Below are 14,220 nucleotides of genomic sequence, written 5' to 3' on the forward strand. Positions count from 1 at the left end.
ACAGGCATTATCAAGAAATTAAATATTTAGTGGCAAAGTTCTGTACTTTTTTCTGCAATTCACTGCACAAACCTATTGCAAAATACAAGTGCGGGACTCTTCTCTTCCGAATAATTCGGCGAAGTATTTTTGTGACCGATATACGTATAGTCATAGGTCTGTTTTTTTTCAAAAAAGTCCCGTTGCTGATAAAGCACGACGGCTTCCGTAATCACTGTGATACTGCTCGATAACATCAAGATCGTCAGCAACGCCGTGATGAACTTCAAGCCATACGTCATCGACAGGAGTGTCCGCGAACGATAACTGTTGGCAAACGCTTCTTTGATCTGCAAACGACCAATCAGCAGATAGACGAGTCCATTACAGACCAGTAAGACAAGCACTAACAGCAACAGGAACGGCAAATAAGGGTCAAGCGGCGTGACCTGACGCAACAGACCGAAGCTGAGAGCGAAAATACCAAGCACAATCACGGAATCGAAGGCAATTGACTTTCCAATCATTAGCGACAATCGTTCTCCCATCGATAAACGAACCAACAGCTCTTTACGGTTCATCGATAGTTCATAAAATGTCATCAAAACGGTGATGATGACGAGCGACCAGATGCCGAGGACACGATTCCGCTCAGCCTGTTCGTTATAACCCAGTTGCGGGTGATTCCCCGCATATGTATCAATCAAGTCCATCTTAAATGCTTTGACGGCAGAGGAAGATCCGATCCCGTAAAAGTTCGGTGTATAGGCAAGACGTGGATGCTCCCGTAACGGTTTGAACGTGAAGGTGATGTCACCAAGGAAAACACTGTCGTATGTACCGCTTCGAATCTGCTGATTCGCAAGGCGTTTCTCGACACCTGCCGTTTCGTAGATCGTCTTTGTACTCGAGAAACTGCCATTCGGCGTCTCTTCATACGTAAAGACCTCCACCTGATTTCGCTCGGCAGCGGCATAGATATCAGCAATCATCTGTTTTTCCGACTTTTTCGGATTCGGATACAGGGTCGTCGTATCAAACGGTTCAGCGAATCCTTCCAGTGTCAGCATGCGGCTTTCACCGATGATGAACAGACTCGTCACGAGAATCAACGTCATCAGTAAGACTTTTAATGGTTTCATCGGCATTCCCCCGTAATTCTGCAGCAATCGCTCGGCCACTTTTCTCTGTTTACCGTAGCATCTTCCGCCAATCCGCTTCTACTTCTCTCTTGCACATCAAGGAAAGCAGTATCTGAAAAATACCGTCGGTTCTTTTAACTTCGGTCTAGCGGACTGCAAAATACCGTAGAAGCAATCAGCTTTCAAAAAAAGATTTTCTTTTCGAACACCGCCTCGGATAAGTAGAGTTATCCTCCGTCTTCAAATCATCTTTTTTGAATCATGCCAACGGTTTTCTAAACTTTCCAATTGCCGACTGCCGTCATTTCTTCGACTGAATACGAAAAACCACTTGAAAAACCGCCTGTTTGCATCACTCCCTTTAGGATAACTCTACTTATACTGAAACTACCGCGGAATACATGGATATGCATATCTCAGATTGGATGCTCTCAGAATGAATGAAGCCTTAAAACAATGGATCCCCCTCGTTAACTCTCTTCTCTCCCGCCTTTCGATTCACCCGAATGAACAGGATGAATGCCGCCAGGCCGCACTTCTCCGACTTTGGAAATCAATCGAGGAAGACAAGGTCATGACGGTCACCTTCGCCCGGATTCGTGCGAAAGGAGCGATGCTTGATTATTTAGCGACCCGTAACCGGACACTGGCCGGTGAAGTCGCCGTCGAAACGTTACCGGAACTCCCCCGCCAGCAGCAAGTCTCGTTCACTTACTTACTCGATCAACTGAAACAGGAACTCTCACAGAAGGAATTCACAATCCTCCAAGCCCTGCTCCACGGAAACGAGGAGACACTCGGCTACTCGCCGGCCCGGCTCCGTTCGCTCAAATCAGAACTGAAACAGAAGGTTCAGGAGATCCTCCTATGATGACGTTTTACTTGGAACGGTTATTGGCCATCATCGAACAGTCACCGCGTTACAGTCCGCTGACGAAAAAAGCTTACCGTGCTGACGTCCGCCATTTCTGTACCCATGCGGAAACGATTGATATCCCCTCCCTCCACCGTTATATGAACCAGTTAAAACAAACCTATGCCCCGACGACCGTCGCCCGCCGGATCCATGCTTTGGCGACACTCTTCGATACCCTCGTCACTGAACGGTCCCTCACCAAAAATCCCTTATCCCAAATCAAAAAACCGTCCCATCCAATCCCGAAACACCGGACCACTTTCAGCTACACCGATGCCCGACGTGTCATCGAATTGATAAAAGACGAAACGACCTATGCCTTCTATTTCCTGCTTTTACATACCGGTCTGCGGTTCAACGAAGCCCGACAATTATGCCGGACCGATCTCGATCTGACCGAACGCCAACTGTTTGTCCGTCACGGCAAAGGACAAAAAACGCGCTATATTCCACTCCATGATGAGCTGATCACGGTCCTAACACGATACTTCGACGTGCAGCCAAACGACGGTTACTTGTTTCAAAACGACAATGGACGCCTTCTTGATCCGAATCAAATCCGGAAGCAACTCCGGCTCGCCAGTCAACAGATTCTTAAGCGGACACTGCGACCACACGACTTGCGGGTGACCTTCGCGACGACGCTGTACCGGGAACATCACGCCGATTTACTGACGGTCATGCGCCTGCTTGGTCATAGTGACGCCAAGACGACGCAACAGTATATCCTCCCGTCGTCAGAAGTCGCCCGCTCCTCAATCAATCGGCTCATGCCGACAACGCATCAATGATGTGCTGGAGCTTCGTGTCCTGACTGAGGATGTAGCCTTCCGTTGTCCGGGAGCTGCTGTGCCCAAGCAACCGTTGAATCTCAAGTAACCTGCAATCTCCCATCTGATAGAGATGTGTGGCAAAAGAAACACGTAAGTCGTGCGGATGTAACGGTCGTCCACGGGTAGCGAGTGACTGTTTGCGTAAAATATCACGCGCTTGTTGCTCATTGATTGCTTGACCACGAATGGAACGAAACACGAGTCCTGTCGTCCTTCCTCCTAAAAATACTTGTAGCTTATGGACCAGACTCTCTCCGAGCGGAACTGTCCGCAGGCGTCGTCCTTTGCCGTGTCGCACGAGTAACGTCGACGTCGCAAATTGAATATCCTCGATCGACAACAAACGGGCCTCCATGAAGCGGAGGCCCGTTTGACTGATGAGTTCGAAGAAGAGACGATACGTTGGATGATTGATTTGGCGAATCGTTTGAATCACCTCTTCAAGCGGGTGATGTTCGCGTTGCTGGATCTGCTGATGGACAATCGGACGGACTTGTTTCATTGGATTTATCTTAAGCCGTTTCGCACGGACCAGTTCATTTCCGAGTGCCGTCAACGCATGATACCGTCGCATCGCCGTTGCTGGTTTATAGTGTTGAATCAAATGATCAAAATACATTTGAAGGGACTTCTCCGACCATTCGACACAACGCTTCTTCATTTGCCGTAAATCACTTCGGTAGGCTTTAATCGTTTGTTTGCTGTAAGTGATATGCGTGAGCAGGTAGTGATCCAAATAGTCAATGTGGGTCATGGGGAAAACCTCCTGTAGAAAGTATCTCTTCTCCATTCCCGTTTCATTTTCGACTCAATCTTTAGATGATATCTTTTTTTTGCATCCGGCTTGTTTACTTTTCTCTATTTATTAGTAAGAATAGATATCTTTACCACCTTTAGAAATTTTCCGTTCTCATTTTAGATATCTACTTCCTGTAATTCTTATTTGGAAAGTACCGGATTCGATAACGTTGTGGATTTTGTAGAATCGATGCTGTCCACCATTAATTTAATGCCGTTCATTTTACTGATATTCAGCTTAATGTGAACCGGATCCTCATCATAGTTCAATTCATACTCAGCGAGGACTTTGTTCGTTTTTGTATCAACGATTTTGAAAAACGTTCCTACTCCGTAATTTCCATACAAGTCAAGTTCCATCGCACAAGTCTGCACTCCCATTCTGCATTACACATACCAAAAGTCTTGTATATGAACTGCCCAATTCGCTCATCTTTTACGATTCATTCATTAAAAATTGCTTAATAATCGTTTTGAGCCGTCTGTGGATACTGCTTTTTGTTCCACGTATGATCCTTGCTCAAAGTTTGATCCGATACGAGGAGATAATCCTCCTGTACTTCATCCGGCCGGTTAGGAATTGGGTCATTCCAAGTCGTGTCGAGATGGTACCACTGCCCTTCCAGCTTCACCATGTTCCAAGCATGTAATCCTCCGCCGGCATGTCCGGAAATGTAACGGATGTCGACACCTGCTGCCTGTAAAAGGAGATACGCTGTCAAGGCATATCCTTCGCAGACGCCTTCTCCGTTAAAAAGAATCGAGTATGGCGTATACGGACTTTCCTTGCTTTTTAGTTTGTATGTCGTATGACGAACAATGTAATCATTGACGTATCGGACTTTTTTATCATCCGACCAGTCGTTTGGTATTTTTTGAACGATTTGTTTGACCTTTTCGTCAACCTGATTCATCTGTTCCGGTGTCAGCGCATAATCGACCGTCACTTCGTAGTCAATGTACGATCCATAATCAAGTGATTGACCGTCTCCGCCTTTATACAACCGCATCAGATAAGGTTCATGGTGCTGGAGCCATTCCCAGGCTTGACCGCTCACTTTCGTAAAGGACTCTGCTCGTCCGACATACCGGATGACAAACTGTTTGTCATGTCGACTGATATGGTAAGCAAGCGCTTGTCCCATTTCTTCAGTAGACGTCACTTGCGCGGGCAACGTATAACGGGTGGCTTTCGGAGTCATTCCGACAGCTGACTTCGGAATCTCGATTGGCGAACGGGTATCTGCTTCATCCGGCGTCCCCAGCCATTGAGTAAAACCGGTTTTGAATGAGGTTTCCTGATAGGTCACGAACACAAGACTTCCTTGAACTATACTGCCTAAGACAAAGACGGATGCAATCAGACGAAGAAGCATCAGTTCAAAAAATGAAGTGAAACGGGACCAGGAGCCTTTGATCAACCGGTTGAGTTCACGATCAATCAAATCATCGATTCGTTTCGGATTAACGGAAAACTTACTTTTTACAGTATAGGAAACGGTATTATAAACGGGCTTCAAAATTTCAAATTGTTGACCCGGATGATCTTTCCATCGAGATAATTCAGGATGGACTATTTGGAGTTCCTGTCGAAGCATCTTGCGGATCGTTTTACGAAGACGCAATGAGCGAACAACACGGTGAGTAAGCAATAAAATCCCTAAAAACAGAATGAAATAGATGAAGAATGTTACCAAACAATCACCTTCTTAGTTAAATTGTAAATAAAATCCTATTTTTAATTGTATATGATACAAATTAGCTTCCCCTGATTTTTAATTCAGATATAATTAGCCTTCTAGACATTTAAGTACTGCAAAAAAATCTACTCCTTCTTAATAGTAAGAAGAAGTAGATTTTTTTAATCGCGACTATATAAATCGCGTGTATAGACTTTTTCTTCAACATCACTCAATTCAGGATGCATCCGGTTCGAAAGAATGACATCTGATTCTTGCTTAAACGCTTCAAGGTCACGGATGACACGAGAATTGTAGAAGGTATCTTCCTTCAACACAGGTTCGAAGACCGTCACTTCAATTCCTTTTGCCTTGATCCGTTTCATGATGCCTTGAATCGACGACGCGCGGAAGTTGTCTGAATCTGTTTTCATCGTCAAACGATACACACCGACGACTTTCGGATTTTGTTTGATGATAGTATCCGCAATGTAGTCTTTCCGTGTACGGTTCGCTTCAACGATCGCACCGATGATATTGTTTGGTACTTCATCATAATTCGCAAGGAGTTGCTTTGTATCTTTCGGTAAGCAGTAACCGCCATACCCGAACGATGGATTGTTGTAGTGATTGCCGATCCGGCTATCGAGTCCGACACCTTCGATGATTTGTTTTGTATCAAGATTACGAACTTCTGCATACGTATCGAGTTCATTAAAGAACGCGACACGCATCGCTAAATAGGTGTTAGAGAATAGCTTGATGGCTTCGGCTTCTGTTGAGTCAGTCAAAAGAATCGGTACATCCTTTTTAATGGCTCCTTCAAGTAAAAGGTCCGCAAACTGTTGTGCTCGTTCTGATTGTTCACCGACGACGATCCGTGACGGATAGAGATTATCATGAAGCGCTTGTCCTTCACGCAAGAACTCCGGTGAGAAGATAATGTTTGGTGTATCGAACTTCACTTTTAATTCTTGTGTGTAGCCAACCGGAACCGTCGATTTGATGACCATCGTCGCATCCGGATTGATGGCGAGGACTGTCGCAATAACACTCTCAACCGTCCGAGTGTTGAAGTAGTTCCGTGTTGGATCGTAATCCGTCGGAGTCGCAATAATGACGAATTCAGCATCTTTGTACGCTTCAAAATTATCAGTTGTCGCATACAGATTCAATTCTTTGTTTTGTAAGAAGTTTTCGATTTCGGCATCAACGATTGGTGATTTCCGATCGTTGACAAGCTCGACACGTTCTTTAATGATATCAATCGATGTGACTTCATTATGTTGTGCGAGTAGGACAGCCATCGAAAGACCGACGTATCCTGTTCCTGCTACTGTAATTTTCATATGTTTGCTTCTCCTTAAATTAAATCGTAACACCTTGGATTGTGTTCATGAATTCTTCTTTTAACTTTCTCAACATTTCTTTACTTAAGTCGAGCGTATCTTCTTTCACGCTAAAGTAAAATTTGATTTTGGGTTCAGTGCCAGATAGACGGAGTGTAATCCAAGTATCCCCTTCTAAATACAACTTCAATACGTTTGAAGTAGGCAAATCAATTTGCGACATTACTCCAGTTTGATAATTGTTTCTTTGACCCGAAAGATAATCTTCGATCATTACTACCTTTTTACCTGCCACTTCGTTTATAGGAGATTGCCGAACCTGTTGCATCATTTCTTGAATCTGAGTCGCACCATCTTTACCTTTTAAAGTTAATGATACAAGATCTTCTTGATAATAACCGTACCGGTTCATTAACTTAAGAAGTGCAGTGTGTAAAGTGATTCCTTGCTCATGATAGTATGCTGCAACCTCTGCAATGAATACCGCCGCTTGAACCGCGTCCTTGTCACGTACAAAAGCTTTAATCAAATAACCATAACTTTCTTCGTATCCAAATAAAAATGTATGGGAAGACTGTTCTTCGAATTGTTTGATCTTTTCTCCAATAAACTTAAACCCGGTTAGTGTATCGATTGTCTCCATACCATAATCTTGGGCAATTGTACGTCCAATCTCGGAAGTAACGATCGTTTTAAGGACAACTCCATTCACAGGAAGAGTTCCTAATCCCTTCTTTTGCTCGAGAATATAATATAGCATTAAGGCACCTGTCTGATTTCCAGTTAGCACTTCATACTGTCCTTGCGCATTTTTGACGGCAACCCCTAAACGATCAGCGTCCGGATCCGTCGCAAGTAACAGATCAGCATCATGCTTTTCTCCGTAACGAATTGCGTATTCAAAAGCAGCATGCTCCTCCGGATTGGGCGAGACAACAGTTGAAAATTTCGGATCTGGAGTCATTTGTTCTTCTACTAGAATGATATGCTCAAAGCCAAATCGTTTTAATCCTTCCGGAACAAGATGATGCGCCGTTCCGTGTAGAGGTGTAAATACAATCTTCATATCAGATTTTGCAACTTTTCGAAGTTGAAGGGTATCAAGTGCAGCCAGGTACGCTTTATCAAACTCTTCACCAATCATTTGTAACAAACCATTTTTCAAAAGAGTTTCATATTGTACAAATGGAATCATCAGTTCATTTTCGACTTGGTTGATATAAGAAGTGATGACTTCTGCCATCTCAAGCGGCATTTGGCCGCCGTCTTCCGCATAAATCTTGATTCCATTGTATTCAGGAGGGTTATGACTTGCTGTAATGACAATACCAGCGAATGAATTTAAGTAACGGATTGAGAACGATAACTCAGGTGTCGGACGAAGTGCGTCGAACACATACGATTTGATATTATAGTGACCTAGCACTTGAGCGATTTCCATCGCAAACTCTTCGGATTTATATCGAGAATCATATGCAACGACGACTCCACGTCGCATTGCTTCTTCTCCTTGCTCAACGATATACCTAGCGAGCCCGTCAATTGCTTTTCGCACTGTATAGACGTTTAAGCGATTCGTCCCAACTCCTAATTCGCCACGCATTCCACCTGTTCCAAACTCGAGCGTTTTGTAAAAACGATCTTCCAGCTCCTTTGGTTGATTCAACATCGTATCAAGCTCTGTCTTTAATTCTAAGTTGAGATTGCTATATGTAATCCATTGTTGCGATTTTTCGATATAATTCATAGTTCCTCCATCATGCTCTATCTAATCTTAACGACCAATTTCACTCGTAATCCATTCCATCGTTCCAAACACGACAATATCATGCGTGCCTTTCGTAATGATTAGATGATCTCCCTTTTTTACTTCTAACGCTTCATCGTCAGTTTGTAATAATCCAGTTCCCTCAATAATTGTCATCAAGGAAAACTGTCTACGACTTGGATAACAATAACCATCACTTACCTTGTGATGATACACATTGAACTCAGACGATTTGACTAGAGTTTGTATACTTCCTGCTTCGACCATCAATTCAGTAGGTTCAGCGAGAACCGGAACATCAGGAACCGTTGTTACAGCAAGTGCTTTCTCTAAATGAAGTTCCCGTTTAGCACCCTTATCATCTATACGGTCAAAATCGTACACTCGATAGGTCGTGTCACACGATTGCTGAGTCTCAAGAATCATGATTCCTTTACCAATAGCGTGGATGGTTCCACTCTCAACAAAAACAAAATCACCTTTTTGAACAGGTTGTTTTTTCAGTAAAGCGGTCCACTCTTCATTAGAGACAGCTGTTTCCAGTTCTGCTCTCGTCCGGGCAGTATGACCAAGAATTAGCTCGGCACCGGGTTCAGCATCAAGAACGTACCAACACTCTGTTTTACCGAACCGTTCTCCTTCCAAGCTATATGCCTGTTCATCATTCGGATGGACTTGAACAGATAAATCATCCGTGGCATCCAGTATTTTAACAAGTAGAGGGAATGTCTCATGAGTAAAGTCACCAAACAATTCTTGGCGCTGATTTTCCCAAAGATCGGATAAAGTACGGCCGCTGTAGGGACCATTGCTAACCTCATTTTCACCATTTTGATGGGCAGAAATCCCCCAACACTCACCAATCAAACCGTTTGGGATATCGTAATTAAAATCTGCTTTTAGTCGTTGCCCCCCCCAGATACGTTCTTGGAAAATTGGATTCAGTTTTAATATCATGTTTTTCTCCTTACTGTTCAAACTTTAATTAACTTTCACTTCATAGTTCCAAGCATGTTGAATGATTTCGTCTAAAGAATATTTAGGCATCCATCCTAACGCTTGATGAATTTTTGCCGAACTTGCTACCAATTGTGCAGGGTCTCCTTCGCGTCGGGTACCTAAATGAACATTTGCTTTATTTCCAGTAACTTTTTCAGAAGCTTGTATGATTTCTTTAACTGAATACCCTTTGCCATTCCCTAAGTTAAAGACTTCTTTAGTGATAGTATTATTCAGCAGACCATCTAACGCTAAAATATGAGCATCAGCTAAGTCACAAACATGAATATAATCCCGAATACATGTACCATCTTTTGTATCATAGTCTTGACCGTAAACAGTGATGTTTTCTCTTCTCCCGTTCAGGTGTTGTAAGACGATTGGAATCAAGTGTGTTTCAGGATTGTGATTTTCACCGATTGTTTGATCTGGATGTGCTCCAGCTGCATTAAAATATCTTAAAGTGACGTAGTTCAACCCATTTGCTTGATGCAAATCTGATAGTATTTGTTCAATCATCAATTTAGAATGACCATATGGATTAATGGGTTTAACAAGTGTTTTTTCCGTAATGAGCGCTTCTTGTACTAAGCCATAGGTCGCTGCAGTAGACGAAAATACAAAACTGTTTACTTGATGATCTATCATGACAGATAGAAGAGTTAGAGTAGCACTTACATTATTTAAGTAATACTTCATTGGATTAACCACTGATTCTCCTACAAGGCTGTTTGCAGCAAAGTGCATAACTGCTGAAATTTCATAGTTGGTAAAAATACTTCTGAGGATATTTTCATCGCCAAGCTCACCTTGAATAAAAACAGCACGTGAATCAACAGCAAACTGAAATCCTGTTGATAAATTATCTAAAATGACTACTTTTTTATTTTGATCAAGTAATTCTTTTACAACATGACTTCCAATATAGCCAGCGCCACCCACTACAAGAATCATTTGTTCACCTCTTCAAGTTTTTTTCTAAGTCTTTAATTAATAAATGCATTACTTTTTTTGAAGGTTTTATTTGGATGTCTTTTTTCAATTGGTTGATTAATTTCGAGTTGAAACGAAGCATTGATAATTCTTTCACTGTATAGACTTTACAATAATTTGAATTTCCCAGTATCTCGATAGTTGATTGATCCTCTAGAAAAGAATTTCGATTAATCAGTATTAATCTACTAGATCCGTTTAATGCTTCACTGATTGTGCTCCAACCGGGTTTTGTAATTGTAAAGTCAGAAGCCGCTATGTAATTTTGCGTTTCAGTATAGTCGCCTGGAATTTTAAATACATTCGGATGATTTATATCAACATGTGAAGAGACAATAAATTTACAATTTTCGGTTGACCACAATGAAGAATTGTTCTCAAATTGATTACTATGATTCACTTTCATACCTAGTCCATAAAAAATCACAGTATCTGACGATGAAATATCTAAATCAGATCTGATTTTTTTCACTTCCAAATCATCGATTTCTCGTGAAAAAAAATCATGTTTTTTAGTTTTTAGATTTGAATCAATTTGCCCTTCTAGACATAAGTAATGCGTCATTTTAGCATAGGCATCTCGCATGACTTTTAGCCTGGAGTCCAAAATAATATCTTTGTATACATCACTCCATAAAAAATTTGAAATTCCTATACTGGGAATATCCAAATCATATGCAGCTTCAATAGCCGTCGGATAAATATCTGAGATGATATAGTCAATATTCTGTTCAATCAAAAAATCACTTTCATCTCTTATTTTTTGCGTCCGATGGACGAGATATGATTCATACATCTCTTGAATTTTTAGATGATCTAGCTCCAAAGTATGTGGGTTTAATATATAACCAACATCTGTTTCCAAAGTGCGAAAAGAGATGCGAGAATCTATAAGTGATTTCTTTAATAAATTTTGAGCGAAACTATGACAAATAATAATATTGAAATGTTTATCATTTTTTAACAGCTCACGAATGATTGCAATACTCCTTGTAGCATGACCATATCCATAATCGGAAATGTAATAGGCAATATTCATTTATTTCCTCCAAACAAAAAACGGGAGAGAAGCATAGGTTCTCTCCCCGGGTAAGCAATTAGTAAATGACACGAGAGTCGGATTGATTGAAGCACGAGAGAACATCTGACCATTTATAATGAAGGCGAACAAAGTCTTCTTCTGTAATTTCAAGACCGGTCTGTACCTCGATGAATTCTAGTTCAGAAAGTGCATAAATACCGTGCTCTTTGCCTGCTGGCAAGTGAACAATATCACCGGCTTTAACTCGAGTAATTCGCCCGTCTACTGCCAAGTCTCCCTCGCCTCGAACAATCGTCCAAACTTCATCTCTCAGCATATGACGATGATAGGAAGAATTACGTCCGGCATAGATACAAATCCGTTTTGTGACCATTTCTTTTTGTTCATCGTATTTAGCGTAATCAAGCGTCCGCGTCCAGCCCCACATCCGTTCTTCATACATGGGTGGTTGGTCATATTGTCCAATATAATCTTTGATTTTCGGACTAGCTTCTTTTTCAGAGACTAGAATTCCATCAGGACTAGCTGCAATAACAAGGTTCTTTACTCCAATGACTGTTACCGGTATATCAAGTTCGTTAATGAGATGTGTATTTATACTATCTTCTGAAATGATACCTTTACCGATTTGAGACGTCGCCATTTCTTCCGTCAGCGTGTTCCACGTCCCTAGATCTTTCCAGTAGCCGTCATAAGGAACAGCGATGATGTTATCTGTTTTTTCAACTACTGCGTAGTCAAAACTGATTTTAGGTAATGTCGCATAAATATTTAGTAATTCTTGATAATCTAAAGGCAACTGATTTTCTTCAAGCGTTTTAAGCAAGTATCCTAAACGAAAAGCAAATACACCACAATTCCAAAGTGCTCCTGATTCAATCAGCGTGGCAGCATCTTCTTCAGAAGGTTTTTCTGTAAAATTTTGAACTTGAATATGATCGTTAGACATACTCGAATCTGTTGTAGGAACCATATAACCATATTTAGAAGAAGGATACGTTGGCTTTACACCAACTAATGCTAAATCAGCATTAGTTGAAATCAGCATTTTTTCTAATACTTTAACTTGCTCAAAAAATTGGTCATCAACATAAGGATCAACTGGTAACACAACTACAACTTCATTCTCATCCACGTTTTGAACTGAATATAGATGACTCGCAGCAAGAGCAATAGCTGGATATGTATCACGACGCTCAGGTTCGATTATTAAAGGAATGTGTTCACCAATTTGCGCATGAATCATATCTCGTTGCATTTTCGACGTCGCAACCATCGCATCGTTCGATAATCCGGTAGCTTCGAGTTGACCCCAAACGCGCTGTACCATTGACTGTTCCTGTAAATTATGGCTTTCAAGCACTTTCAAAAATTGCTTCGAACGTGTATCGTTCGAGAGAGGCCATAGTCTTTTGCCGGACCCGCCTGACAATAGAACAAGTTTCATATCACACTTCCTCATTTCTCTTTTTATTATTGATTAATGATGTCATTTAAAGTCTCTTTATATTTGTTAAGAGAAAGTTCTTTTTTCAGATACGAATCAAGATATTCGCGACCACGCATTCCCATTTTATAACGTTCTTCGTGCGTCAGATTATAAATTGATTTAATGTTTTCAATAAAATGTACGTAATCTTGTGGTTCCGAAACCAATCCAGAGTTGCTTGTCGAGATTAAAAATTCAGCCTCACTGCCTTGTTCAAGAACTCCTAAAATAGGTTTTCCTGCTGCCATGACACCATAAATTTTACTAGGAACAGACACGCCTTTTATTCCCTTTTGATTCACAACAAGATGGACGTCCGCCACATTCAAAGAATATTTAATGAATTCTTTTGGCTGATACGGTAAAAACGTAACATTTTTTAAGTTTTCCTTAGACACGTAGTCCTGCATTTCTTTTTTTGATGCCCCTTCACCGATATATAAAAAGTGAATGTCTGGAATAGACTGCAATTCAGAAGAAATTTTGATCAAGTTCTCTAAATCATAATATAGACCTAAATTCCCAGAGTACATAATCACGAACTTGTCTTCTAAATTGTATTCGTTTAAAAATGCCAAAACATGAGTGTCCTTTTTAGATAACGGAATGATTTCGTTCTCATCCGTCCAGTTATTAATTACGCTGTGACTGAGTTGATGATTTTTTCCGAAGCGATTTTCTAGTGTTTGTTTCATATCGTTGCCTACTAAAATAATATGATCAGAAAAACTACAATTCAGCTGATCAATTTGTTTAGCAATCTTATGTACGGTTCCCCCTGTATAATTTACGGCCGCTGCTTGCTCAGGATTAAAATCTTGAATATTGTATACGTGCTTAGACCGTTTTAAAAACTTTCCGATTGTTCCTATTAACCCACCCAAGACCGGGGGTTGCGAAATTGTATAAATTAAATCCACATTCTTTTCTTTTAACAAGGCAATGTTAGCTAGTACAAAGTATTGTAAAATATACTTCATTCGACTTAACTTCGAACGTTTATTTACTTGAGGAAGTTGGACACGAACAATCTTCATTCCATTCCAGTATTCTGTTTCAATTTTCTTTTTAAACTTTCCAGAATAAGTGTCTTGACTGTATCCTGGTTGTGCCGCAATAACAGTGATTTCAAAATCATCTTTAATGTGCATACAAAGCTCGGTCATCAGTTGACCTGTTGATGCGTAATCAGGGTAAAAGTAATTGATTACAAATGCTATTTTTTTCATTTTC

The 14,220-nt window shown here is 41.1% G+C and carries 13 protein-coding genes; 2 read left to right on the top strand and 11 right to left on the bottom strand.

All coding sequences use genetic code 11. The annotated features are described in order from the left end of the window. Positions 1-59 precede the first annotated feature (59 nt). The gene (locus tag KNQ07_RS14995; RefSeq protein WP_214767633.1) at positions 60-1,121 is read right to left on the bottom strand and encodes a hypothetical protein; all 1,062 of its coding nucleotides are present in this window, start codon (positions 1,119-1,121) and stop codon (positions 60-62) included. A 436-nt stretch (positions 1,122-1,557) separates the two neighbouring features. On the opposite strand from KNQ07_RS14995, the gene KNQ07_RS15000 reads away from it, so the two are divergent. Both KNQ07_RS15000 and KNQ07_RS15005 read left to right on the top strand, forming a co-directional pair. Further along, positions 1,558-1,992, top strand: coding sequence for a sigma factor (locus KNQ07_RS15000; RefSeq protein WP_214767634.1), 435 nt, complete (start codon positions 1,558-1,560; stop codon positions 1,990-1,992). Next, positions 1,989-2,828 (top strand): tyrosine-type recombinase/integrase, encoded by an 840-nt coding sequence (locus tag KNQ07_RS15005; protein ID WP_214767636.1) that lies wholly within the window; start codon positions 1,989-1,991, stop codon positions 2,826-2,828. Before KNQ07_RS15000 ends, KNQ07_RS15005 begins: the two co-directional genes overlap by 4 nt. Here KNQ07_RS15005 and KNQ07_RS15010 read toward each other — a convergent pair. From KNQ07_RS15010 to KNQ07_RS15055, 10 genes are all read right to left on the bottom strand, one after another. Continuing rightward, on the bottom strand, positions 2,806-3,624 hold the full coding sequence (locus KNQ07_RS15010) for a tyrosine-type recombinase/integrase (protein ID WP_214767638.1): 819 nt from the start codon (positions 3,622-3,624) through the stop codon (positions 2,806-2,808). The two genes, KNQ07_RS15005 and KNQ07_RS15010, sit on opposite strands and share 23 nt — an antisense overlap. Before the next feature lie 185 nt (positions 3,625-3,809). Further along, positions 3,810-4,049, bottom strand: coding sequence for a hypothetical protein (locus KNQ07_RS15015; RefSeq protein ID WP_214767640.1), 240 nt, complete (start codon positions 4,047-4,049; stop codon positions 3,810-3,812). Between the two features lie 80 nt (positions 4,050-4,129). Next, on the bottom strand, positions 4,130-5,365 hold the full coding sequence (locus KNQ07_RS15020; protein ID WP_214767642.1) for a transglutaminase domain-containing protein: 1,236 nt from the start codon (positions 5,363-5,365) through the stop codon (positions 4,130-4,132). 164 nt (positions 5,366-5,529) lie between these two features. Continuing rightward, positions 5,530-6,696 carry a nucleotide sugar dehydrogenase gene (locus tag KNQ07_RS15025; RefSeq protein WP_214767644.1) on the bottom strand — a complete coding sequence of 389 codons (1,167 nt, stop codon included), beginning with the start codon at positions 6,694-6,696 and terminating at the stop codon, positions 5,530-5,532. A 19-nt stretch (positions 6,697-6,715) separates the two neighbouring features. Continuing rightward, on the bottom strand, positions 6,716-8,443 hold the full coding sequence (locus KNQ07_RS15030) for a phospho-sugar mutase (protein WP_214767646.1): 1,728 nt from the start codon (positions 8,441-8,443) through the stop codon (positions 6,716-6,718). 27 nt (positions 8,444-8,470) lie between these two features. Next, positions 8,471-9,421: a mannose-6-phosphate isomerase, class I gene (gene manA / locus KNQ07_RS15035; protein ID WP_214767648.1), complete on the bottom strand. Its 951-nt coding sequence runs from the start codon at positions 9,419-9,421 to the stop codon at positions 8,471-8,473. 24 nt (positions 9,422-9,445) lie between these two features. Next, positions 9,446-10,417 carry a UDP-glucose 4-epimerase GalE gene (galE, locus tag KNQ07_RS15040; RefSeq protein ID WP_214767652.1) on the bottom strand — a complete coding sequence of 324 codons (972 nt, stop codon included), beginning with the start codon at positions 10,415-10,417 and terminating at the stop codon, positions 9,446-9,448. Positions 10,418-10,421: 4 nt separating this feature from the next. Next, positions 10,422-11,495, bottom strand: coding sequence for a hypothetical protein (locus KNQ07_RS15045; RefSeq protein ID WP_214767654.1), 1,074 nt, complete (start codon positions 11,493-11,495; stop codon positions 10,422-10,424). Between the two features lie 58 nt (positions 11,496-11,553). Beyond that, positions 11,554-12,945, bottom strand: a complete 1,392-nt coding sequence (locus tag KNQ07_RS15050) for a sugar phosphate nucleotidyltransferase (protein WP_214767656.1) — start codon at positions 12,943-12,945, stop codon at positions 11,554-11,556. Positions 12,946-12,971: 26 nt separating this feature from the next. Next, positions 12,972-14,216: a glycosyltransferase family 4 protein gene (locus tag KNQ07_RS15055; protein ID WP_214767658.1), complete on the bottom strand. Its 1,245-nt coding sequence runs from the start codon at positions 14,214-14,216 to the stop codon at positions 12,972-12,974. Positions 14,217-14,220: the final 4 nt, after the last annotated feature.

The sequence above is a fragment of the Exiguobacterium sp. s145 genome, assembly GCF_018618835.1.
Taxonomy (GTDB): Bacteria; Bacillota; Bacilli; order Exiguobacteriales; family Exiguobacteriaceae; genus Exiguobacterium_A; species Exiguobacterium_A artemiae.